Below are 24,528 nucleotides of genomic sequence, written 5' to 3'. Positions count from 1 at the left end.
GGCATCACCAGTCCTCCTTCACCGCGCGCACTGCATCCACCGACACCGCACCGCGTCCCGCGACCACCGCCGTCGTACACGACAGCACCAGCATTACCAAGGCGACTGTGCCCAGCACGAACCACGGTACATGCAGCGACATGCTCCAGTGAAACGACTGTGGATTGACGACGAACACGAGAATCAGGCTGATCGCGAAACCAAGCGCGAAACCGAGCGCAATGCCGCATGCGGTGAGCAGACCGCCCTCCGAAGCGAGGATCGCGAGAATCTGCGCGCGCGTCACGCCGACGTGGCGCAACATCCCGAACTCACGGGCGCGCGCGAGCGTCTGCGCGGAAAACGTCGCTGCGACGCCGAACAATCCGATCACGATCGCCACCGCCTCGAGCAGATACGTGACCGCGAAACTGCGATCGAAGATCACCAGCGTGCGCGCACGGATCTCGCCCGGTTGCGACACCTCGAGCGAAGCGCCGAACGGCAGCGCCTTCAAACTTGCGACGACGCGTTCGACACTCACGCCCGGCTCGACGGTCACGGCGACATCGGTTGCGGTGGAGTCGCCGGTCAGCCGCCGATAATCGGCAAGCCGTATCTGGATCGCGCCGCTCTGTCGCGCGTAGTCGCGCCAGACGCCGGCTACGACGAACGTCTGGCCATGCTCGCCGAGCGACAACCGCACACGTTGACCTAACTCATACCCATACAGGTCGATCATTGCTTCGGAGACCCAAATAGGTATGTCGCCGGCGCGAAGCGCGGACGGCGGCAGCACCGCGCCGGTCATCTGCAGAGTCGCGCCCGGATCGGTCGCGTCGATTTCGCGGGCGAGCAGCGCGACGTCCGGGCGCGCGGGATCGAGCGTCAGATGTGTGATGCGCGCGAACGCGGCGTTGCCGATGCCGGGCACCGTCGCGATGCGTGTCTGTTCGTCGGGCCGCAAGCCGCCACTGTCGCCGCTATTGCCACCCGACGCTACGCGCACGTACAGATCGGCGGACAGCAGATGCGTGATCCAGTCGTCGACAGACACGCGGAAGCTGGCCACCATGATCGCCATCGCGACGATCAGCGCGAAGCTCGACAGCACGCCGCCCATCGCGATCGACGCCTGCCCCGGCGCATTCGCGAGACGCGCAATCGCGAGCGTGCCCGTCGCGCCCGCGCGGCGTCGCGTGCCGCGCGCGCGGCCTGCCGCGCCGAATATCAGCGCGGTCACGCGCGGCATCAGCGCAATGCCGCCGACGAGCAGCAACGCGACCGCCAGATAACCGGCGATCGGCGCATCGAACCACGGCGGCACGCGCGTCAGCGCGGCGGCCGCCAGCAAACAGCCGAACGCCGGCCACGGCGTGGCGAGCCGCGCCAATGCGCTTTCCTCGGCACCGGCCTTGAGTGCCGGGGCAGGCCGTGCGCGCGCCGCGTCGATAGCGGGCGCTACGCTGCCCAACACCGACACCGCGACCCCAAGCGCGAGAAACACCGCGCTCGCGAGCGGCTCGAAACCGACTCGCGGTTGCACGCCCGGAAAATAGCCGCCGCCGAGATCGCTGCCGAAGAAGCGCAGCGCACCGCTGGCCATCGCGTAGCCGAGCGCAAGTCCACACAACGAGCCGAGCAACCCGAGCAGCGCGCCTTCAAGCAGGATCTGCCGCAATAGCTGAGCTCGCGTGAGCCCGAGCACGCGCAGCATCGCGAATTGCGATCGGCGTCGCACGACACCGAGTGCCTGAGTCGAAAACACGAGGAACGCGCCCGTGAACAGCGCGACCAGCGCGAGCACGTTCATGTTGATCCGGTAAGCACGCGACAGGCGATCGGTGCGGCTCTCAGTGTCGCGCGTCTCGGCGACTACCCATGTGCTGCCGAGTTGCTGTTGCAGATCGCGTTTGAAGCGTTGCCGATCGACGCCGCGTGCGAGTTGCACGTCAACGCGCGTCAGCTTGCCCACCTTGCCGAATCGCCATTGCGCGGCGGCGATGTCCATCACCGCGAGCCGTTGACCCGGCCGCGTGCGCACGAGCCCGCCCGCGACGCGCAGATGCAGATCCGACGTACCGATGCGTAGCGTGACGTCGTCGCCGGTCTTGACGTTCAGCCATTGCTGCGCGGCCGTCGACAGAAATATCGCATCGGAGGCGAGCGTGTCGAACGGGCGATCAGGCGAGGGCACGCCGATCAGATCGGGCGTGATCGACCTCGCCTTGAAGACGTCGATGCCGAGAACGGGCAGTGCACCGGTGCGGCCCGGCACCCCGACGTCGAGCGCGAGCACGGGACTCGCCAGCACCACGCCCGGTTCGTTGGCGAGTCGCGGATAGAGGGACTCGTCGACGAAGGGCTGCGCGCCGCGCACCTGCAGATCCGCTTCGCCTGACAGACTGCGCGCGGCCGCCGAGAATTCGTTGAAGGCGGCGCTGTTGATCAATTGCACCGCGTAGCCGAGCGCGACGCCTAGCGCGATCGTCGCGATGGCGACGAGTGCGCGTCCGCGATGACTGCGCCATTCCGCGACCATCAGCCAGCGCGCGAGAACACGATATCCCGGCGCGCGCGGCAGTGGACGAAGGTCAACGGCCATGGTGGGTCGAGCGGGCCGCGGCGTGCGCGACGTTCGCGGCCTTATCGCGCGCGCCATGCAAGTCGCCGTCGCTCAGGATCAACACGCGGTCGGCCACGGCGGCCGCGGCCTCGGAATGCGTGACCATGATCGTCGCCGCGCCGGTCGCCTTGCATTGCGCGCGGAACAGGCCGAGCACGTCGCGCGCGGTAGCAGGGTCGAGGTTGCCGGTCGGTTCGTCGGCGAGAAGCAGCGTCGGACGATGCACGAGTGCGCGTGCAATGGCTACACGCTGCAATTCGCCGCCCGAGAGATCGCGCGGAAAGTCGTCGCCGCGTCCGCCGAGGCCGACCGCCGCGAGCATGTCGAGCGCGGCGGCCGTCGGTAGATCATTGAGCAGCAGTGGCAGCGCGACGTTCTGCGCGAGCGTCAGATGCGGCAGCACGTGAAACGCCTGGAACACGAAGCCGAGCTTCTGGCGCCGCAGTCGCGTCGCGGCGTTGTCGTCGAGTTGTTCGACCGGGCGTCCGTCGATTAGCACGCTGCCGCTATCGGCGCGGTCGAGCCCGGCGATCAGGTTGAGCAATGTCGACTTGCCGACGCCCGAATCGCCCATGATCGCGACGAACTCGCCCGCAGCGAGTGTGAAGTCGAGCTGCGCGAGCACGATGCGGCCGGTGCCGTACCGCTTGCTCAGGCCGCGGCATTCGAGTGCGGGTACGACGTCGTCACGAAGCGCCATGCGAGGAGGTCCGGAAAAGGAGTCGGGCGAGGGGAGCCCGTTGCGCGAATTGAGTGTGCCTCGCCGCGCGAGTTTCTGCAGCAGTTACCATGGCGCGGCGCTGGTCTGTGTAAGGAAAACGGAAGATTCGTGCGCCTGGAGTGGAACATTTTGAGCGCACCTTGATCGAGGCGCGCGGCACCGCTAGCGACCTCCTCGCCGGTCGGCTTAGACCGCTCGCACAAAAATTTTTTTATCGCCGACGAGGCAAATTTTTGTTTGGTTGCCGCTCGTCCGCGGCCGTCAAAAAGCACTCGACAGCACGATCCGTTCCAGTCGAACCAGCCCCATAAACAGCGAATGCCTAACAGCGGCCAACCTCCGGCTAATTGCCGGCTTTTGCTGCCAAACTGCCAAGGCCTAACGACGCCTTTGTAACAATGTGCAAGCGCACATTTCGATCCATTTTGCAAGCGCCCACGTTGCAACAATGTATTGTGGCGCGGATTTCGCGGCTGTTGCGATGCAAAATTATTCTTATCTTGGTAATCTCCCACCCTTGGTCAGTCGGCTGCGGGTAAACGTGTAGCGGGAATCCCCGCCACGCGTCAATTTCAGCGAACTACAACTTACATTTCCATTTCAATGTCTGCTTGTTTCAGGGGGCGTTGACGCGGCGTTTTGTACTTCAAGTTTTGACAGAGCACATGCCATTGCCTCTCCTAAGTCTTCTCATCTGGATCCCCATCGTCGCCGGGTTCGTGGTTCTGCGCGCCGGGTCGGACGCGGCGCGTAATCGCACACGCTGGCTCGCGCTGATCGGCGCGGTGGCGGGTTTCTTGCCGGTGATCCCGCTCGTGGCGAGTTTCCGTAACGACGTGACCTCGATGCAGTTCGTCGAGAACGTCCGCTGGTCGCCGACGTTCGATATCGCATGGCATGTGGGAATCGACGGGATTTCGCTGTGGCTCGTCGCGCTGACCGCGCTGACGACGATCATCATCGTGATCGCATCGTGGGAGTCGATCACGCAGCGCACCGCGCAGTACTTCGGCGCGTTCCTGATGCTGTCGGGCTTCATGCAGGGTGTGTTCACGTCCCTCGACGGCATGATGTTCTTCATTGCGTTCGAGGCGACGCTGATCCCGCTGTATCTGCTGATCGGCACCTACGGTCACAAGAACCGCACGTATGCGGCGGTGAAGTTCTTCTTCGTGTCGTTCCTCGGCTCGCTGATGATGCTGATGTCGCTGCTCTATCTGTATAGCCTGACGCATAGCTTCGACCTCGCCGTGTGGCGCGAAGCGCACCTCGACATGGTGCCGCAGGCGCTGATCTTCCTCGGCTTTCTTGCCGCGTTCGGCGTGAAGGTGCCGATGTGGCCGCTGCACACGTGGCTGCCCGACGTACACCTCGACGGCCCGACGGGCGCCGCGGTGATGATCGGCATGCTGAAGATCGGCGGCTACGGTCTGCTGCGTTTCGCGCTGCCGATCGCGCCGCAAGCGAGCCATTTCTTCGCGCCGATGATGATCACGCTGTCGCTCGTCGCGGTGATCTATTCGAGCCTGCTCGCACTCGTGCAGACCGACATGCGCCGCCTGCTCGCGTATTCGACGGTCGCGCATATGGGCCTCGTCACGCTCGGTCTGTTCGTTTTCAACCGCTTCGGCCAGTCCGGCGCAATCGTGCAGATGATCTCGTACGGCGTGGTGTCCGGCGCGATGCTGTTGTGCACCGGCATGCTCTACGACCGCACGAAATCCGCGTCGATCGCCGAATACGGCGGCGTCGCCAACACGATGCCGCGCTTTGCGGCTTTCGTGATGCTGTTCTCGATGGCCAACATCGGTCTGCCGGGCACGTCGGGTTTCGTCGGCGAATTCATGGTGCTGATGGGCGCGATCCGCTTCAACTTCTGGATCGGTGCGATCGCCGCGACCACCCTGATTCTGAGCGCGGCCTACACGCTGTGGATGTACAAGCGCGTGATCTTCGGTGCGATCGCCAACGCGCGCGTCGCAAAGCTGAAGGACCTCGGCAAGCGCGAGTTCGCGCTGCTCGGTGCGTTGGCGCTGCTGGTGCTCGCGATTGGTCTCGACCCGAAGCCGTTCACCGATGCGATCGACCCGTCGGTCGGCACGCTGCTCGCGCAATCGGAACGCTCGGCGCTGCCTTCGGACTCCGTGCCGACGGAGGGCGGCGAGCGTCTGCAGGCAGCGGCGCCCGGACCGGTTCCCGTCGCCACGCAGACTCCGGGTTAAAAGAACAGAGCGCAAGAGTCGTTGTCGCATCCGCGCGTCAGGATGCGGCGACGCTCTTGCGCTTTTGCGCGTCGTTATCAATCCCTTTGTGAATGCATGCGTGTTGCAGTACGTCGAAAACCGCTGCGCGTCCAGCGATTTTTTAGCGCTTGTTTCAGGGGGCTTTTGCGATGCGTCAGCTTTTCGATGCTTCGTTTCGAAGCGTCGCAAACGACGCTGGTGAATAGGGTGCGCGGGGAAATGCGGCAACGTGTCGCACTGCGTCGCGACGCAATAGTTCGTTGCTAAATCGAGTGTTTATTAGCATCCGATGCCCCCCTATTATGCGAGCGCTTATTAAGGAGAGCCGTCGAATGACGTTCGTTGAAGTCAAAAAAACGAGGCAGTGGATATGAAAGGACGGACGCTGAGAAGGCCGGCAAGTTTCATTTCCGCCAGCCTCATGTTGCTGCTTTCGGGTTGCAGCAACCTCGATATTCTGAATCCGAAGGGGAGTGTGGGACTCGCGGAGCGTGATCTGATCGCGACTTCGGTGTGGGCCATGCTGATCGTCGTGGTGCCGGTCATTCTGATGACACTGTTTTTCGCGTGGCGTTACCGCGCATCGAACAGCAACGCCGAATACCGTCCGGGTTGGACGCATTCCACCGCGATCGAGGTCGCCGTCTGGACCATTCCGGCGCTGATCGTTTTGTTTCTCGCCGTGTTGACGTGGAAGAGCACGCATGAGCTCGATCCGTATCGTCCGCTCGAGTCGCAGGTCAAACCGATCAACGTCGAAGTCGTCGCGCTAGACTGGAAGTGGCTGTTCATTTATCCGGACCTCGGCATCGCGTCGGTGAACCAGCTCGCGATCCCGGTCGGCACGCCGGTGAACTTCCGGATCACGTCGGACACGGTGATGAACTCGTTCTTCATCCCGCAGCTGGGCGGCCAGATCTACGCGATGGCGGGCATGCAGACGCGCCTGCACCTGATCGCCGATCACGCCGGCGACTACGCGGGCACCTCGGCAAACTTCAGCGGCAAGGGCTTCTCGGACATGAAGTTCCGCACGCTCGCGACGTCGCCTGAAGACTTCAATGCCTGGGTTGCGAAGGTCCGCGCTTCGTCGGACCGCCTCGACATGGACCGCTACCACGCGGTGTCCGAGCCGAGCGAAAAGGACCCGGTGCGGTACTTCTCGACGGTCGATCCGAAGCTCTTCAACAACATCATTGCCCGCTACAACAACGGCAACGTCATCGACAACATGAAAGACGCCAACTGCGCGCCTAAGGGGTAACTCATGTTCGGAAAACTAACTCTCGATGCGATTCCGTATCACGAGCCCATCATCGTTACGGCGGGCGGCGGGATGGTGCTCGCCGCGCTGGCGGTGCTAGGCGGAATCACGTATTTCGGCAAATGGCGCTACTTGTGGAGCGAATGGCTGACGTCCGTCGACCATAAGAAGATCGGTGTCATGTACATCGTCGTTGCGTTCATCATGCTGCTGCGCGGCTTCGCCGACGCGATCATGATGCGTATGCAACTGGCGCTGTCGTACCTGAGCCCGGGCTTTTTGCCACCGCATCACTACGACCAGGTCTTCACCGCGCACGGCGTCATCATGATCTTCTTCATGGCGATGGCGTTCATGATCGGTTTGATGAACATCGTCGTGCCGCTGCAGATCGGCGCGCGCGACGTCGCGTTCCCGTTCATCAACTCGTTGAGCTTCTGGATGACGGCAGTCAGCGCGATCCTGATCAACATCTCGCTGGTGATCGGTGAATTCGCACAGACGGGCTGGCTCGCTTATCCGCCGTTGTCGGAATTGCAGTTCAGCCCTGGCGTAGGCGTCGACTATTACCTGTGGAGCCTGCAGATCTCTGGTATCGGCACGTTGCTGACCGGTGTGAACTTCTTCGTGACGATCGTGAAGATGCGCGCTCCGGGCATGTCGTGGATGAAGGTGCCGGTGTTCACGTGGACCTCGTTGTGCGCGAACGTGCTGATCATGGCGTCGTTCCCGATCCTGACCGTCACGCTCGCGCTGCTCGGTCTGGACCGCTACCTCGGCATGCACTTCTTCACGAACGATGCCGGCGGCAACGCGATGCTGTACCTGAACCTGATCTGGGCATGGGGTCACCCCGAGGTGTACATCCTGATCCTGCCGGCGTTCGGTATCTTCTCGGAAGTGGTCGCGACCTTCGCTAAAAAGCCGCTGTTCGGCTACAAGACGATGGTATGGGCGACCTGCGCGATCATGGTGCTGTCGTTCCTCGTGTGGCTGCACCACTTCTTCACGATGGGTTCGGGCGCGGACGTGAACGCGTTCTTCGGCATCGCGACGATGGTGATTTCGATTCCGACCGGCGTCAAAGTGTTCAACTGGCTGTTTACGATCTACAAGGGCCGTCTGAAATTCACGACGCCGGTTCTGTGGACGATCGGCTTCATCATCACTTTCACGATCGGCGGTATGACCGGTGTGATGCTGGCGATTCCGGGCGCGGACTTCATGCTGCACAACAGCCTGTTCCTGATCGCTCACTTCCATAACGTAATTATCGGTGGCGTGCTGTTCGGCTATCTGGCCGGCTTCAACTACTGGTTCCCGAAGGCGTTCGGCTTCAAGCTGAACGAGAAGCTCGGCAAGGCCGCGTTCTGGTTCTGGCAGATCGGCTTCTGGGTTGCGTTCACGCCGCTGTACGTGCTCGGCTTCATGGGCATGACGCGTCGTCTGAACCACTACGACAACCCGACCTGGCATCCGTGGCTGATCGCCGCCGCGTTCGGCGCGGTGCTGATCGCGATCGGTATCGCTTGCCAACTGCTGCAACTGGTCGTCAGCATCCGCGATCGCAACCTGAAGGAAAACCGCGACCTCACGGGCGATCCGTGGGACGGTCATACGCTGGAATGGGCGACGAGTTCGCCGCCGCCGGCTTATAACTTCGCGCATATCCCGGACGTTCGCTCGCTCGACGCGTTCACCGAAATGAAGTCGCGCAAGGGCGGTGTGAAAGTGCCGGCGTATCGCGCCATTCACATGCCGTCGAATACGTCCGCGGGTCTGTTGGTGGGTCTGTTCTCGCTGGTGCTCGGTTTTGCCGGTGTGTGGCACATCTGGTGGCTTGCTATCGTTGGCGCGGTCGGCGCGATCGCCACCGTGATCATCTACAGCTTCATGGACAACGACGGCTATTACATTCCTGCCGACACTGTTGCGCTGATTGAAGAGAATCGCAACGGCGGTGCTGGTGCCGTGGCCGGTGTCGGCGCAAGCGCCGGCAAGCAGGTCGCGCTGGAGGTGGACTGATGTTACAGAAGACAATTGCGGTTGAGCCGCAACTCGCGCCGGACCATGTGCCGTCGCACTCGGTGTTCGGTTTCTGGCTGTACCTGATGACCGACTGCATCATCTTCGCGGCGCTGTTCGCGGTGTTCGCGGTGATGAGCCACCAGTTCGCGGGCGGTCCGAGCGGCAAGGACCTGTTCGAGATTCCGGGCGTCGCACTTGAAACGACGATGCTGCTGCTCTCGAGTATCACGTACGGCTTCGCGATGCTCGGCGCGCACAAGAACCGCAAGGGCGTGCTGCTCGGCTGGCTCGGCGTGACGTTCCTGCTGGGCCTCGCGTTCCTCGTGCTGGAAATGCGCGAGTTCTCGCACCTGATCGCCGAAGGCGCGGGTCCGAGCCGCAGCGCGTTCCTGTCGTCGTTCTTCACGCTGGTCGGCACGCACGGCCTGCACGTGACGTTCGGCCTGATCTGGATGGTCGTGCTGGCGCTGCAGGTGATGCGTCATCGCGACCTGACCGAACGCGACATGATCCGTCTGACGTGCCTGAGCCTTTTCTGGCACTTCCTCGACGTCGTGTGGATCGGCGTTTTCACCTTTGTCTATCTTGCGAGCGTGATCTAAATGGACCATAGTCATAGCGCCCATGGCGCACACTCGGAAGGCGGTCACGGCAGCTTCGGCAGCTATACGGCGGGCTTCGTGCTTTCCGTCATTCTGACCGTCGCGGCCTTCGCGATCGTGATGACCGGCACGTTGACGGGCCAGAGTGCGTTACTCGCAATCGCGGGTCTCGCGTTCGTGCAGATCCTCGTGCATCTGGTGTTCTTCCTGCACATGAACACGTCGTCGTCGCAGCGCTGGAACGTGACGGCGTTTGCGTTCACCGTGCTGACCGCTGTTATCGTGGTTGGCGGGACGTTGTGGGTGTTGCATAACGTCAGCATGAATATGATGTCGCGCTAAGCGGATAACGCTTTAGCGTCAAAAGAGAAGCCCCGTAAGAATGAAAGTTCTTGCGGGGCTTTTGTCATGTACGCCTGGAATCGGCGCATTCCTGCTGGTGCAGGTCTCGCCATACGCTGGTCACGGCGGACGACGCGAAGCGCAACCGCAGGAGGGTGACCGAGTGACGAGACCCGACGTGGAGCGTGAATCGCGAGACGATGAGCAAAAACCGTATGGAAGGCGATGTCCACCTTTCGCTTCCAACTCGTGGTATCTCCGGAGGGCGGGGTACCCATTGCGACCGCATGCCGACTCGACCGTCAGAAAAGACATGATCGATCTGATCCGCGACCTTGGCGCGGCATGATTCGGGTGTCGGCACAGCCTGGTCAAATCACATACGTCCACGGGCTATCGGCGCGGGAGGCATGACGGCAGTTGGCACGCGATAGCATCGGAATACCGCATAACCCGGAAACTCAACGTGCAGTTAAGATGAAGCCAATTCAATTTGAAACATTGGCAGGTTGGAACAAGGAGGATATTCCAATGACGTCTCTACTTGACTGGTTCGCGGCGGCAAGGTGGCGCATGTCCCTGTCTCACTGTCTGGAAGGGTTGCTGGTGCAGATACCGGTTGGGCTGCTGTTCGACTTCCGAATTGGAGCCCTTGCCGTAATCGTCTGGTATTGGTCGCGCAAAAAACTCGAGTGTGAACTCGAAACCTTGGATAAGGAAGAATTGCTTGCTTTCGAGTCGCACGCTTACACCTGGGCGATTGGCTGGCTCCCATGGCACTGGGACGCCTACAAAGTACTAGATCTGTTGCTGCCGGCGCTGTCCGCGATGCTGATCGCCATGGCCGCGCATGGTTACAGAGGACCTGTTTTGCTATTTTAGGTGCGGGTGCTATATGTATTGTTGAGAAAGAAATTCGTGCCGAAAGAAGAAGCTATTGCGGTGTACTGGACGTCGGGCGAGGGTACCTGCCATAAGCCATTAAAACAGAGGCGGTGACGCTGTCCTGCGCGTGCCGAAAGCGGGACGGCTTTGAGTGTGCATGTCGATTCGTGCGCACATGCAACTGCGGGCACCCAACGAAAGCCGCCACGCCGGCGTGTCTCGATCGCATTCCTGTAGCTCTTCTCTGCGTGAAGTGCATTTGATCGCGACCTCGTCTTGCCATGTCTTGACGCGCACGCGCAGAACGAAACCAACGACAACTGGGGCTAACGCTGTAGTTTAATTGTATTCGTGCCTGCGCCTCCAGGGGCCAACTCGCCGATGGAGTCCACGCGGGAAACTCAGTCGAGGTCAAGCGCGAACATCGGCGCGGGCACCTCCCAATTACTCCGGCGCCAATAGGCACTGGATGATCATCAAGATAACGCACGTGGGATCGGATACGTAGATCGTCGCTCCACGAGTGGAAACCGGCCTCGAGGTGAGCCGAATCGATCGCGCTGGCGCAAACGATCGACGTCCTCAGCAAACAGTGCGAGAGACGCGATCAACCATCGAAAGTGCTGCGAGCGTGGCGCACGTCTATCGTATGGATGGCGAACGAACGAATCGGATCGAAACAGGTGTTGCGCTTCAGATTGGAGGCCGCGAACCTATTTTAACAATTGTCCCAATTGAACTATTTTCGCTTCATTTGAGCATGACCAAACGTTTGCGGTGCTGGCTTGTTACGGAAATTCAGGTGCCATTTTGAAAAATAAATTTTGTACTTTGCGAACTACTGCATTGATCTTCAGTGGAAAAGCCTGCCAATGGCTACTGGCAAAGCTGGACAGTTGAAGATGCAGATATTTGCGACGCAGGCAAGAAGAAATTTTTTATCGCTCACGCGAGGGCGGCGATCGATTGGGATCGTAACAACTGGAAATTTTTTGTTTGTTGTGAAGACGCGACTCTTACAGAAATATTCGTCAACTGTAATGGTACGAAAGAATCTTCCTGCGCTAACATTCTGCCGGCGCTTACAAGCTTGCCATTTCGTCTCTTTCAGTACGTCTCTTCGCTCGGCACTATCGGTGTTGCGCTGGATTGAATGTTCCCGTGTCGTCGCTAGAGGACGGTGAAAGGATCGGCGCGGCAAGAGCGGACGTTCCGACTTCAAAGTTTTGATTGGCTCAAATCGACGTTAGCGGAAACAGTGGTTGTCCGGCCTCGCATGTCTTCAATGAAGGTCTGCGCGTTTTAGTCCATGCGACCACTGCAAAGAAGCAAATAAATCCATTCACAGACCGTGGCAAAACAATATTGCTTGAGATCGGGGGGAGAGTGAGAACGAGTGTGCCGTGTGTAGTCGTTATCACTGGCGGTAGTGCCGGACTCGGGCGTGCGCTGGCCTTAAGCTATTGCGCGCCCGGTATCACGCTAGGGTTAATCGGAAGAAACGCTGAACGTCTCGAGTACGTTGCCGAGGCGTGTCGCGCGCGCGGCGCCGAGGTCGTGGTTGGCAGCGTGGACGTCCGTGATGCAGCGGCGCTTCAGGCGTGGATCTTCGATTTCGACTCGCGACATCCAATCGACTTGCTGATTGCCAATGCCGGCGTTGCCAGCACACTCCGCTCACCTGACGACTGGGAAGGCGTTAGTCGGACTGCCGAAGTCGTCGATACCAATCTCTACGGTGCTTTGCACGCAGTGCTGCCTTCCATCGAGCGCATGCGGAATCGGCGGCGCGGCCAGATCGCGATTGTCAGTTCGCTCGCCGGATTGAGGGGGATGGCAATCTCGCCGGCCTATTGCGTGAGCAAGGCCGCGCTCGTGGCGTACTGCGATTCCGTGCGTCCGGTTCTCGCACGCGACCATATTGGAATTTCAGTCGTGATGCCCGGCTTCGTGCGAACTGGGATGAGCGACGTTTTTCCTGGCAACAAGCCCTTCATATGGAGCGCCGAAAAGGCCGCCTTGTTTATCAAGAAGCGCCTGACTCGGCGCCGCGTGGAAATCGCTTTTCCTTTCAGTTTGACGCTCGGCCTCAAGTTACTACGCCTGTTGCCAGCGGCTGTCGGTGACGCAATCCTGGGTCTCCTGTTTCAGATCCCTCGTCGGAATATGTGAAGTGCCGCACGGTATTATGATCGCGGCCGCCATGGTCGCATGCTCCTTCGCCGTTGAAGCGATCTCTGTCACAAGATCGTCGCTCCGTAGGCCGCCTGTCGCGCTGATGCTGCATCTGGCGGCGCTCGCTGCCGTGACGGCAGGTTGCATCGCACTGACGGGGCGGCCGTTATTTTCGATGGGCGTCGCGTTCGTGTTGATTGGCTTGCTCGCGGTCGTCGGCAACGCCAAATACGCCTCGCTGCGCGAACCGCTGGTCTTCAGCGACCTGAGCCTTTTCAGCCAGGTCTTCTCGCATCCGCGCCTTTATTTGCCGTTTCTTGGTTTTGGCAAGCTCATCATCGTGCTCGTCGGAATAGGAGCAGCGGCGGGGGCGTTCATTGCCGAACGTCCCGTGGCGCTGAGGCAAAGATGGGCTGAGGCCGTCGTCGCATTGATTTGTCTACCAGTGTGCATCGCGCTTTCTCGTCGCTTGCCGCTCACGCTGCAACCCTTTTCGGACCAGCGCCGATTCGGTTTTTTCTCGGCGTCCGCTGCCTATTTGATCAACGGATTGAGCAGTGCGCAACGGCGCGCGTTCACTCGCGCCGAAGGTAACAGCCCGTTTTCGGTCGGGCGCCCAGACGTTCATCCGGACGTCATCGTCATTCAAAGCGAGTCGTATTTCGACGCCCGCCGGCTCGGCGAATGCGTGTCCGGCGAGCCCTATGCGCACTTCGATCGCGCAAAACGCGAGTCGTTCGAGCAAGGCGAATTGTCCGTGCCGGCCTGGGGCGCGAATACGATGCGCAGCGAATTCGCCATGCTCACCGGCCTGACCTCGGTCGAACTTGGATACGCGCGCTTTTATCCGTATATGTTCGTGCGCCGGGCGTGCGCGTCGCTGGCGGGTTATTTCCGGCGCGGAGGATATCGCACGGTGGCCCTGCATCCGTACCACGCGAACTTCTTTGGCCGTCGACGGGCATTCGCGCACATGCACTTCGACCGCTTTCTGGACATTGAGCATTTCGAAAGTGCGTCTCGTGTGGGGCCGTACGTTGGGGATCTTGCGGTAGCGGACAAGCTCATCGCCCTCCTGCAGGCCAATGATGACAAACCGCTGTTTGCGTTTGCGATCACGATGGAAAATCACGGCCCTTTGCATCTGGAGACGGTTTCCCCTGGGGAGTCCTCATCGCGGCACACGCTAGGCGACGACGCACGCTGGCTCGACCTGACCGCGTACCTTCGGCATGTGGAAAACGCGGACGCGATGATCGGCAGGTTGACCGACTATCTGCGCGGGCGTAATCGGCCGACGGTCCTGTGTTTTTATGGCGATCACGTTCCTGCGATGTCTTCCGTATTCGATGCGCTCGAAACGGAACCGACGAACAGTGATTACTTTATTTGGCGCAATTTCGGAAGCGACATCGGCAAGCGCCGAGATGTTGGTGTCGAGACTCTCGGTTCCACGATACAGCGCGCGATGATGCCTGCCGATGGTGGCGACACCGACTCGCGAAACGAATTGCAGCACATGCCGGCATGATGATGGAAAGAAAAATAGCAATTATCGGGATGGCATGTCGCTTTCCCGGCGGAGTGACCGGGCCCGAAGACTTCTGGCAACTGCTGTGCGATGAGCGCGACGCAGTGACCGTCGTGCCACCCGATCGATTCGGCACGGAGTTCTACCAGCATCCGTCCAAGAAAGAGCCGGGGAAGAGCTACACGTTCTCGGCGGGTGTTCTCGACAACGTGGCCGGTTTCGATGCCGCTTTCTTCGGCGTTTCGCCGCGCGAGGCGACCCAGATGGACCCGCAGCAGCGTCTGCTGCTCGAACTCGCGTGGGAAGCGTTCGAGGACGCCGGTGTGCGTCCAGCGGAGATGCGCGGCCGGGACTGCGGCGTGTTCGTCGGCGCCGCAAGCATGGACTACGGCAACCGCAGCATGGACGACCTGAACTGGATCGATCCATACTCGGCCACGGGCAACACGCTCAGCATTGCGTCCAATCGCGTTTCCTATCTGTTCGATCTGCGCGGTCCGAGCATGTCGGTGGACACTGCCTGCTCGTCGTCGATCGTCGCGCTGCATCAGGCCGTGCAGGCATTGCAGTCGGGCGAAACCGAAATGGCGCTCGCGGGCGGCGTCAATCTGCTGCTCCATCCGTTTGGCTTCGTGAGCTTCTCGAAGGCGTCGATGCTGTCGCCGCGAGGCCGCTGCCGTGCATTCGACGCGACCGGCGACGGCTATGTACGCGCCGAGGGCGGCGCCTTCGTGCTGCTCAAGCCGCTCGAGCGCGCGCTTGCGGACGGCGACACAATTCACGCGGTCATCGCCGGTTCGGGCGTGAATTCCAACGGCCATTCGCACGGCGGTATCAGTGTGCCGACGACGGCCATGCAGGCCGAACTGCTGCGCTCGGTCTACCGCCGCGCGGGCGTTGATCCGCGCTCGCTCGCCTATCTGGAAGCCCACGGCACTGGTACCGCAGTCGGCGACCCGATCGAGGCGCGCGCGCTAATAGAGGCAGTCGCGGGCGGCCGTCCGGCCGACGATCCGCTCCTGATCGGCTCGGTCAAGACCAACGTCGGGCACCTCGAAACCGCCTCGGGCATGGCCGGCCTCTTCAAGGCGATCCTCTGCCTGAAGCACGGCGCGGTGCCACGCTCGCTCCATTTCGAAACGCCCAATCCCGCCATCGATTTCGAGGGCGGACGCCTACGCGTCGTCGACCGCTTCACCCCACTCTCGCGGCGTGATGGTGCGCCGCTGACGATTGGCGTCAACTCGTTCGGCTTCGGCGGCACCAACGCGCACGTCGTGCTAGCGGAGGCGGTGAGGGTAGCCGCGCCCGCCGCGCCTGTCATGGGCAGCACGCCGGCCGCGCGTGGAGCGTTGCCGCCGCTCGTTCTCACGGCGCGCTCGCAGGATGCGCTCGCCGCACTTGCCGCGCGCTATCTCGCGTGTTTGCAGAACGGCGCCGATTGGGCCGCGCTCGCGGCCGGCGCCGCGCGCCGCCGTGAATGGCTCGAACAGCGCGTGGTCATTGCGCCGCCCGACCTGAAAGCGGGTTGCGCCGCACTCCTGATGCTCGCGGATTCGTCCAATCAGGCGCTCCCGGCTTACGTCGCTCGCGGCCAGGCCGTAGCGACGGCCGCCAAGGTGGCGTTCGTCTACGCGGGCAACGGCTGCCAGTGGGCCGGCATGGGCAAGCAGCTCTATGCGGAAGACGCAGTGTTCCGCACGGCGCTCGACGAAGTCGACGTGCTTTGGCGTGCCGACGGCAGCGACTCGCTCGTCGACGTGCTGCGCGCCGGCGCGAGCGCCGAATGGCTCGCCGCGACGGAGAACGCGCAGCCGCTACTCTTCGCGATTCAGGTCGGCATCACGCGCACACTCGAAGCGCGCGGCCTCGGCTTTGACGCGGCGGTCGGTCATAGCGTTGGTGAAATCGCGGCCGCGTGGGCATCGGGCGCGCTGACGCTTGCCCAGGCCGTGCGCGTGATCCGCGTTCGCAGCAGCGCGCAGGGCCTGACGCGCGGCACCGGCAAGATGGCTGCGGCGGGCATTGGCGAAGCCGAGGCACGGCAGTTGATCGCACACCTCGGTCTCGCGGAGATGGTCGAGCTGGCCGGCACCAACAGCCCCGAAGCCGTCACGCTGGCCGGATCGCCCGAAGAACTCGAAGCGATCGGCGCTTCGCTCGCCGCGAACGGCAGCTTCTTCCAGCTGCTCGATCTCGATTACGCGTTCCACAGCAGCCGCATGGACGCCATCGAGCCGGTCGTGCGCGCCGGTCTCGCCGATCTGGCTCCGCGCGAAGGCACGAAGCGCTACGTCTCGACTGTCACCGGCGACACGCTTGCCGGCACGTCGCTCGACGCAGGCTACTGGTGGCGCAACATCCGCGAGCCGGTGCGTTTTGGCGAAGCGCTCACGCGTCTCGCCGATACAGGCGTAAGCGTGTTCATCGAAATCGCCCCGCACTCGATTCTGCGCCACTACGTCAAGCAGACGCTCGCGAGCCTGAATCTCGCCGGTGAGGTCGTGCCCACACTCAAGCGCCATCACGACAGCGCGCAGATGCTCGCGCATTCGACGCTATCGGCGGTCGCGCACGGCGCGCGCGTCGATGTCGACCGCTTCGTGCCAGTGGCGTCTCAGGGCTCACATGTGGCGCTGCCGACTTACCCGTGGCAGCGCGAACGCCACTGGCAGACGGCCACCATCGAGGGCTACAACCTCGTGAATCGCCGCGTCGATCATCCGCTGCTCGGCTACCGTCTGCACGAGCATGCGTTTGCATGGGAAAACCAGCTCGATCCGCAGCGCGTGCCGATGCTCGCCGATCACGTCGTCGATGGTGGCGTTGCATTTCCGGGCGCGGGCTACGTGGAAATGGCGCTGGCCGCTGCGCGCGTGTTCTTCCGCACGTCGGACGTCGCGCTCGAGAACCTCGAGATCCGCATGCCGGTCGTGTTCCAGCCGCAGCACGCGAAGCTGTTGCGCTTCGTGATCGACGCGCGCACCGCGTCGTTTACGATCGAGACGCGCGAGCGCATGAGCGACGGCCCGTGGAATCTCAACGTGACGGGCCGCCTGCTCGAAAGCGGCAGCACGCTAGGCGCGCAGAGCACGGCCGATGAATCGGTGCTGGCGCGCCTCGAAGCTATCCCCGCGACGCCCGGCGGCGCCCTCTACGCAAGCACGACCGCTATCGGTCTGAGCTATGGTCCGGCGTTCCGCTGGGTGCACAAGGTGCAGGTGCAAGGCGACGACGCGCTCGCTGACTTTGAAGTGCCGCAGGTGCTTGCCGGCGCGCACGCGGTGGCCGGCTGGCTGCTGCATCCCGCGCTGATGGACAGCGGTTTTCATCCGCTCTTCGCCGTGCTGGGCCAGGCCGGCGCCGCGCCAGGCGAAGCGCGAGCGGCCTTCGTGCCGGTACAGATCGGCCGCGTCGACTTTCTGCGTGGCGACTCGGTACGGCGTGTGCTGGCGCGTGTGCAGCGGCGCAGCCCGCATTCGATCGTTGCGTCGTTCGAATTCCTCGACGCCGACAATGCAATCGTCGCGCGTCTTTCTGCGTGCCGTTTCCGCCGCGTCGACCTTACGGGCCGACGCCACGCCGCACCGGCGCGCTTTGCCTACGCGCTTGAAGCGCGTCCGCTGCCTGAGGGCTTCACGGCCGCCGCGCTGCCCACGCCGGCTGCGCTCGTCGAACGTGCGAGCGCGCGTCTCGCTTCGCATGAGGACAGCGCGCAACGTACGCGTCACTTGACCGAAACGCTGCCGTTGCTCGACGTGCTCGCGGGCCTGTACGCGTTGAACGCGCTAGAAGCGATCGGCGCATTCGCGCAGCTCGTGCTGCCCACGCTCGCCAATACGCCACTGCTCGCGCGCCTTGCGCAGATCGTCGTGGAAGACGGACTCGCCCGCTTCGAGGGCGAGCGTCTCGTGCGCGACGACGCGGCCGCCTTCGCGGCGATGCCTTCGCATGATGCGCTGTGGCGCGATGTGCTGGCGACTTCGCCCGCGCACGTCGCCGAACTGACACTGCTCGCGCACGTGGGCGCGGCGCTGCCACGCGTGCTGCGCGATGGAGCATCCGATGCCGATGCGCCCGCGTTGCTGTCGCCGACGGGGCGCAGCCTCGTCGAGCAGTTTTTCGACGCTTCGCCCACGTGGTCGCATGCCCGCGCGATGCTCGCCGCCTGCGCGAAAGAAGCGCTGGCAGCGTGGCCGGGCACTCGTCGCCTGCGCATGTTGGAAATCGGCGCGACGAGCGTCGAAGTGCTCCAGCCGCTCGACATCGGCGTGCCGGCTTCGCGGTGCGAACACGTGATTGCAGGCACGCACCAGCAGCTCGCCGCGCTCGACGCGGAAGCGCACGCGCACGTTCAGACGCTGCAGCTCGGAGAGAACGAACCGCTTTTCACGCATTACCGTGACGCCGCGCCGTTCGACGTGATCGTCGTCAATCGCATGATCGGCGAACAGGCCGATCCACTCTCCACGCTGCAAGCAATTGCCGAACGGCTCGCGCCGGGAGGGGTAGTCGTGCTCGCCGACGCGCGCCCCAGCCGTTTCGCCGACATCGTCTTCGGCGTGGCGGGCCACGAGGTCGCCGCACAGGCCTACGGCGCGCTCGCACCGGCCGCGCTTCGCACGCTTTGCGAACGCGCCGGTCTGCAGGACGTCGTGCGTCACTCAGAGCAGGGCCTCGATCTCGAAGGTGCGCCGACGCTGATGGTCGCGCGCAAGCCTGCGTCCGCTCAGCAGATGCAACCCAGTTCGACCGACGCGCAGCCGTGGCTGATCGTGCAGAGCGGCAACGACGCGTTCGGGTCTGCGCTCGCGGAAGAGCTCGAGCGCTTTGGCTGCCAGGTTGAAGCGACGAGCGTGCGCGAAGCGGCCGCATGGCTCGAACGCAAGAACACGCAAGCGCAGATCGTGTTCGTGGCACCGCTCGTACAGCTCGACGACGCCAGCGGCGCCGACATCATGCGCGCGCAGCAGGACGGCGTGCTCGCGCTCGCCATGCTCGCACGCGAATTCGACGCAGCCGGCGTGGCCGCGCTGGCGCGCCTGTCCGTGGTGACACGCGGAGGCGCGCCGTTCAGTCAAGGCTCGGGCACAGCGGCGCAGCCCGAGCAGGCGAGCCTATGGGGCCTTGGCCGCGTGATGGCGAACGAATACCCGACGCTTGCGCTGCGCCTTATCGACGTGGCGGGCGCGGATGGCGAGGCCGTATCGCAACTGGCGCACGCGCTCACGCACGATGACGGCGAGGAAGAGGTGCTGCTCACGGCGCAGGGCCGCTACGTGCCGCGCATGCTGCCGGCGCAAACAGCCGAACGGCAGACTCCCCGCGACGAATCCACGGCTGAGCAGGTGGCCGACCCCGTGCCCGCCGTGCTGGCGTTCGATATGCCCGGCTCGCTACGCAACCTCGAATGGTTCGCGTTGCCCGAGCGCGAACTGAGTCCAGGCGAAGTCGAGATCGCGCCGATGGCGACCGGTCTGAACTTCCGCGACGTTATGTATTCGATGGGCCTGCTCTCCGACGAAGCGGTCGAAACCGGCTTCGCGGGCGCGACGATCGGTATGGAACTCTCGGGCCGCATCATGCGCGTCGGCGCGGGCGTCAAAGGCTGGGAGCCCGGCGACGCGGTGCTCGGCTTCGCGCCGGCTTCGTTCGCCACGCGCGTGGTCACGCGTGCGAGCGCGATCGCGCGCAAGCCCGAAACGATTTCGTTCGAAGCAGCCGCTACGATTCCCACGACCTTCTTCACCGCGTATTACGCACTGTGCGAGCTCGCAAGGCTTCGCCGCGGTGAGCGCGTGCTCGTTCACGGTGGTGCGGGTGGTGTCGGCATTGCCGCGATCCAGATCGCCCGCCATCTCGGCGCGGAAGTGTTCGCCACCGCTGGCGCCGACGAGAAGCGCGAGTTCGTGCGCCTGCTCGGCGCCGATCGTGTGTTCGACTCGCGCAGCCTGGCGTTCGCCGACGAGGTGCGCGCCTGCACGAACGGCGAGGGCGTCGACATCGTGCTCAACTCGCTCGCGGGCGAGGCGATGGTGCGCGGCATCGACACGCTGCGTCCGTTTGGCCGCTTCCTTGAACTCGGCAAGCGCGACTTCTACGAGAACAGCCAGATCGGCCTGCGGCCGTTCCGCAACAACATCAGCTATTTCGGCATCGACGCCGATCAGCTCATGGGCGTGCTGCCCGCACTCACCACGCGCCTCTTCGAGGAAGTGATGGCGCTCTTCGTGAACGGCGTGCTGCATCCGTTGCCGTATCGTGCCTTCCCGGCCGCGCGTGCGGAGGAGGCGTTCCGCTACATGCAGCAGGCGCGCCAGATCGGCAAGGTGCTCGTCACCTATCCGTCGGGTACGCCGGCGCCCACGCGGGGCGTCGTGCAGCCCGTGCTGCGCCTCGACCCGGAGGCGGCGTATCTGATCGTCGGCGGAACTGGTGGTCTCGGTTACGCAAGCGCGCGCTGGATGATCGCGCGCGGCGCGCGTCACGTGACGCTCGCGAGCCGCGGCGGCGCACTCGACTCGGCGAAGCAGCAGGAACTCGAACGCTGGCGTGCCGAGCATGGCGCGACCGTGACGGTGGTGTCGTGCGACGTGACCGATGCGGCGGCGCTCGATGGTCTGATCGAGCGCATCGAGGCGCGCGGAACGCCGCTCAAGGGCGTGCTGCACTCCGCGATGCGCATCGACGACGGCCTGCTGCGCAACATCGACGACGCGCGCATGCTCGCCGTGCTCGAACCCAAAGTTGCGGGTGCATGGAATCTGCACCGCGCGACGCAGCGCTGCGCGCTCGACTTCTTCGTGCTGTATTCCTCGGCCACGACTTATCTCGGCAATCCGGGCCAGGGCGCGTATGTGGCGGCCAACAGCTTTCTCGAAGCGCTTGTCGCCCATCGCCGCGCGGCCGGGCTGCCCGCCACTTTCATGGCGTGGGGGCCGATCGAGGACGTCGGTTTCCTCGCGCGCAACAGCACGACGCGTGAAGCGCTGCAGGCGCGCATCGGCGGTGCGTCGATCACCTCTGACGAGGCGATGACGGCGCTCGAGCGCGCGCTCGCAAGCGGTGCGGTCGGCGAGGGTGTGGTGCGTCTGGACTGGGCGGCGATCGCGCGCGGCATGCCCGCCGCGCAGGCGCGTCGCTACATGGCATTGCAAGGCGGCGGCGCTAGCGAGACAACGAGCGAGGACGGCGCACTGCTCGAACAGTTGCGCGCTCTGCCGAAGGCCGATGCAGTCACGGCGGTCGAGACCGCGTTGCGCGGCCACATCGCGCGCATCCTGCACATGTCGCCGGAGCGCGTCGCGCTCGACCGCTCGGTGCTCGATCTCGGCATGGACTCGCTGATGGGGATGGAACTCGGCATGGCGGTCGAGGAGTCGTTCGGCGTGAAGCTGTCGATCATGGCGATTGCGGAAGGCGCGACGGTGCACACGCTCGCCGTGCGCATCGTCGACATGCTCGACGACGAGAGCGGCGAAAACGAGCCCGGCACGCAGGGGGCCGCGAATGACGCGATCGAGGAATTCGCGGCGCTGGCCGCGCGCCACGCGCTCGACGAGAACGAGGCGCGCGCGCTGCTCGAACGTAATCGAAACGCGGGCAACAACGATCAGGATCAACAGGGAGACGGGTCATGTCAGTCGACGCCGGCGTTTGCGGAGTGAAGCTGCCTGCGGGCTGGCGGCCGAGCGAAGGCACGCTGGCGCGGCCGCTCGAACTGTCGGGGCACGGCTTGCACACCGGGCGGCGCGTGAACGTGCGCATTTTGCCCGTCGAGACCTCGGCGACGGCGGGCGGACGACACGGCATCGTGTTTCGGCGCCTGCACAAGGGGCAAGCGCTCGGCACGGTGGCCGCCGATCCGTCGTTGCGCCAGGGGCAGCCGCTCTGCACGATGTTGCGCGCGAAGGATGGCCTCGGCGTGCGCACGGTCGAGCACCTGCTCGCGTCGTTGCTCGCGTGCGAGATCGATCACGCGATCGTCGAACTCGACGCTGAAGAAGTGCCGATTCTCGACGGCAGCGCGCAGCCATGGATCGATGCGATCCTGGCATGCGGGCGCACCGCGCTGCCGCAGCCGAAGCGCTTCTTGCGCGTGCTCGAGACTGTGAGCGTCGCCGACGGTGAGGGCGCCGCGCGCCGTGAAATGCGCGTCGAGCCCGCCGACGACTATGCGCTCAGCGTGCACAACAACGACCTCAAGGGGTTCGGCGACATGGAATGGCACGGCCGGCTCACGCCGCGCGCCTTTGCTGATGAGATCGCGTCGTCGCGCTCGTATGGGCAGATCAAATGGGCGGTGCCCGCGATCGTCGTGGGCTATCTGCGCGGCTGGCCCATTCTGCGCGGCGCACGGATGTCATGCACGGCGGCAATTGTCGGCAAACGTGTCGTCGGCGGACTGCGTCAGCCCGACGAGTTTGTTCGGCATCGCGTGCTTGATCTGGTCGGCGATCTCGCGCTCGCCGGTGCACCGTTGCTGGGCCACGTGAGCGCGCGGCGGCCAACGCATGAAATGAACTATCGGCTGCTCGCGGCGCTGTTGGGCACACCGGGCGCATACGAGTGGGTCAAGGCGCACGCATAACGCAGGCACGCCACATAAACAGGTTAGATCGGATTACATGGGACTCGGGGAAACACTACGCCAGCAATTGGCGGCCAAAGCGCTGAAGCGGCAACTGGAGCGCGCGACCGATGCGGTTGCGGCGCCTGGGGAGCCTGATGGTCTGGCGGCGCAGGCCGCGCAGACGCTGTCTGCGCGCAGCCGCTTCGAAGCGATGCCGCAATTCCAGCAGGTCAAGCTGATGCGCGAGATGGGCGAGACGCTGGGCGTCGAGTCGCCGTTTTTTCGCGTGCACGACGGCATTGCGGGTGCGACAACGCAGATAGGTGGGCGCGAGTATGTGAACTTCGCGAACTACAGCTATCTCGGACTCGCAGGTGATCCGGTCATCGCGGCGCGCGCGAAGGCGGCCATCGACCGTTACGGCACGTCCGCTTCGGCGAGCCGCATCGTTGCGGGCGAGCGGCCCGTGCATCGCGAACTCGAACGAGCGCTCGCCGAGTTCTATGAAACGGACGACTGCGTCGCATTCGTGAGCGGCCATGCCACGAATGTGACCGTCATTGGTTCGCTGTTCGGGCCTGGTGATTTGATCGTGCACGACGCGCTCGCGCACAACAGTATCGTGCAGGGCGCGCAACTGAGCGGTGCGAAGCGTCTGAGCTTCGCGCACAACGATTGGCGGGCGCTCGACGAGCTGCTCACGCGCGTGCGCCGCGAGTATCGTCATGTGCTGATCGCGATCGAAGGGCTGTACAGCATGGACGGCGACTTTCCCGATCTGCAGCGCTTTTGTGAGGTGAAGGAGCGGCACGGTGCGTTTCTGCTGGTCGATGAAGCGCATTCGCTCGGGGTGCTTGGCGCGACGGGACGGGGCATTCGCGAGCAGTGCGGCGTGGCCCCCGATCGCGTCGATCTGTGGATGGGCACGATGAGCAAGACGCTGGCGGGCTGCGGCGGTTTTATGGCCGGTTGCCAGCCGCTCGCCGACATGCTGCGTCATCTGGCGCCGGGATTTTTGTATAGCGTCGGGCTTGCGCCGGCGCTCGCTGAAGCATCGCTTGCGGCGCTTGAAAGTTTGATTGCGCAACCGGAACGGGTCGCGCAATTGCGGGAGCGGGGGCATCAGTTTCTTTCCGAAGCGCGCGGGGCCGGGCTCAATGTCGGCACGAGCGCGGGCTACGCGGTCGTGCCGGTAATTACGGGCAGCTCGTTGAAGGCCGCGCAGTGGGCGAATGCGCTGTTCGAGCAAGGCATCAACGTGCAGCCGATTTTTTATCCGGCTGTTGAGGAGAAGGCGGCGCGGTTGCGGTTTTTTATCTGTTCGACGCATGAGGCGGAGCAGATTAGCCGGACGGTGGCGGCGGTGGCGCGGTTGGCGGGGCGGTGACGGTTGTCGTTACTTCGCTGATGCTTTTTTCGTCGGCGCGGCGTGAAAGCAGTCAAGGTCGCGGATGGACTGGCCGTAAATAGAAGGTGATTGAATTTCCGTTTGTGAGTGGCGGCATGCCCCGTTGCCTTGCGTCCGTTTTCACGTTGGAAATTTGATTCGTCCGTACCCGT

Annotated in this window: 14 protein-coding genes; 12 read left to right on the top strand and 2 right to left on the bottom strand. The window is 63.5% G+C overall.

Annotation, left to right across the window (positions count from 1 at the left end):
- Nucleotides 1–4: 4 nt before the first annotated feature.
- Together OKW27_RS14915 and OKW27_RS14910 are read right to left on the bottom strand one after the other, a co-directional pair.
- Nucleotides 5–2,584 carry an FtsX-like permease family protein gene (locus tag OKW27_RS14915; protein ID WP_090805907.1) on the bottom strand — a complete coding sequence of 860 codons (2,580 nt, stop codon included), beginning with the start codon at nucleotides 2,582–2,584 and terminating at the stop codon, nucleotides 5–7.
- Complete coding sequence (locus OKW27_RS14910; protein WP_090805906.1) at nucleotides 2,574–3,305, bottom strand: ABC transporter ATP-binding protein; 732 nt, start codon at nucleotides 3,303–3,305, stop codon at nucleotides 2,574–2,576. The genes OKW27_RS14915 and OKW27_RS14910 overlap by 11 nt, the downstream gene beginning before the upstream one ends.
- Nucleotides 3,306–3,991: 686 nt before the next feature.
- Between OKW27_RS14910 and OKW27_RS14905 the strand changes: the two genes are divergently transcribed.
- From OKW27_RS14905 to OKW27_RS14850, 12 genes are all read left to right on the top strand, one after another.
- On the top strand, nucleotides 3,992–5,548 hold the full coding sequence (locus tag OKW27_RS14905) for an NADH-quinone oxidoreductase subunit M (protein ID WP_429333948.1): 1,557 nt from the start codon (nucleotides 3,992–3,994) through the stop codon (nucleotides 5,546–5,548).
- 391 nt (nucleotides 5,549–5,939) lie between these two features.
- The gene (cyoA, locus tag OKW27_RS14900) at nucleotides 5,940–6,833 is read left to right on the top strand and encodes a ubiquinol oxidase subunit II (RefSeq protein WP_187611323.1); all 894 of its coding nucleotides are present in this window, start codon (nucleotides 5,940–5,942) and stop codon (nucleotides 6,831–6,833) included.
- Between the two features lie 3 nt (nucleotides 6,834–6,836).
- Nucleotides 6,837–8,858: a cytochrome o ubiquinol oxidase subunit I gene (gene cyoB / locus OKW27_RS14895; protein ID WP_429333947.1), complete on the top strand. Its 2,022-nt coding sequence runs from the start codon at nucleotides 6,837–6,839 to the stop codon at nucleotides 8,856–8,858.
- Complete coding sequence (cyoC, locus tag OKW27_RS14890; RefSeq protein WP_018425052.1) at nucleotides 8,858–9,463, top strand: cytochrome o ubiquinol oxidase subunit III; 606 nt, start codon at nucleotides 8,858–8,860, stop codon at nucleotides 9,461–9,463. Before cyoB ends, cyoC begins: the two co-directional genes overlap by 1 nt.
- Nucleotides 9,464–9,805, top strand: a complete 342-nt coding sequence (cyoD, locus tag OKW27_RS14885; RefSeq protein WP_090805900.1) for a cytochrome o ubiquinol oxidase subunit IV — start codon at nucleotides 9,464–9,466, stop codon at nucleotides 9,803–9,805.
- Between the two features lie 477 nt (nucleotides 9,806–10,282).
- Entirely contained in the window at nucleotides 10,283–10,687 is a 405-nt protein-coding gene (locus OKW27_RS14880; RefSeq protein WP_429333946.1) for a hypothetical protein, read from the top strand.
- Nucleotides 10,688–11,546: 859 nt separating this feature from the next.
- A complete protein-coding gene (locus OKW27_RS14875) occupies nucleotides 11,547–11,843 on the top strand; it encodes a hypothetical protein (RefSeq protein WP_429333945.1) in 297 nt (98 codons plus the stop codon).
- A 233-nt stretch (nucleotides 11,844–12,076) separates the two neighbouring features.
- On the top strand, nucleotides 12,077–12,862 hold the full coding sequence (locus tag OKW27_RS14870) for an SDR family NAD(P)-dependent oxidoreductase (protein WP_429334604.1): 786 nt from the start codon (nucleotides 12,077–12,079) through the stop codon (nucleotides 12,860–12,862).
- Nucleotide 12,863: 1 nt separating this feature from the next.
- Nucleotides 12,864–14,396 carry an LTA synthase family protein gene (locus OKW27_RS14865; protein ID WP_429333944.1) on the top strand — a complete coding sequence of 511 codons (1,533 nt, stop codon included), beginning with the start codon at nucleotides 12,864–12,866 and terminating at the stop codon, nucleotides 14,394–14,396.
- 2 nt (nucleotides 14,397–14,398) lie between these two features.
- Nucleotides 14,399–22,063 carry an SDR family NAD(P)-dependent oxidoreductase gene (locus OKW27_RS14860; protein ID WP_429334603.1) on the top strand — a complete coding sequence of 2,555 codons (7,665 nt, stop codon included), beginning with the start codon at nucleotides 14,399–14,401 and terminating at the stop codon, nucleotides 22,061–22,063.
- Nucleotides 22,060–22,986: a UDP-3-O-acyl N-acetylglycosamine deacetylase gene (locus tag OKW27_RS14855; protein WP_429334602.1), complete on the top strand. Its 927-nt coding sequence runs from the start codon at nucleotides 22,060–22,062 to the stop codon at nucleotides 22,984–22,986. Before OKW27_RS14860 ends, OKW27_RS14855 begins: the two co-directional genes overlap by 4 nt.
- 37 nt (nucleotides 22,987–23,023) lie before the next feature.
- Complete coding sequence (locus tag OKW27_RS14850; RefSeq protein WP_429333943.1) at nucleotides 23,024–24,355, top strand: aminotransferase class I/II-fold pyridoxal phosphate-dependent enzyme; 1,332 nt, start codon at nucleotides 23,024–23,026, stop codon at nucleotides 24,353–24,355.
- Nucleotides 24,356–24,528: the final 173 nt, after the last annotated feature.

The organism is Paraburkholderia sp. 35.1 (genome assembly GCF_050436525.1).
Classification (GTDB): Bacteria; Pseudomonadota; Gammaproteobacteria; order Burkholderiales; family Burkholderiaceae; genus Paraburkholderia; species Paraburkholderia tuberum.
Note: the sequence above shows the minus strand (reverse complement) of the source record. Positions and strands in the feature narration are given on the sequence as shown.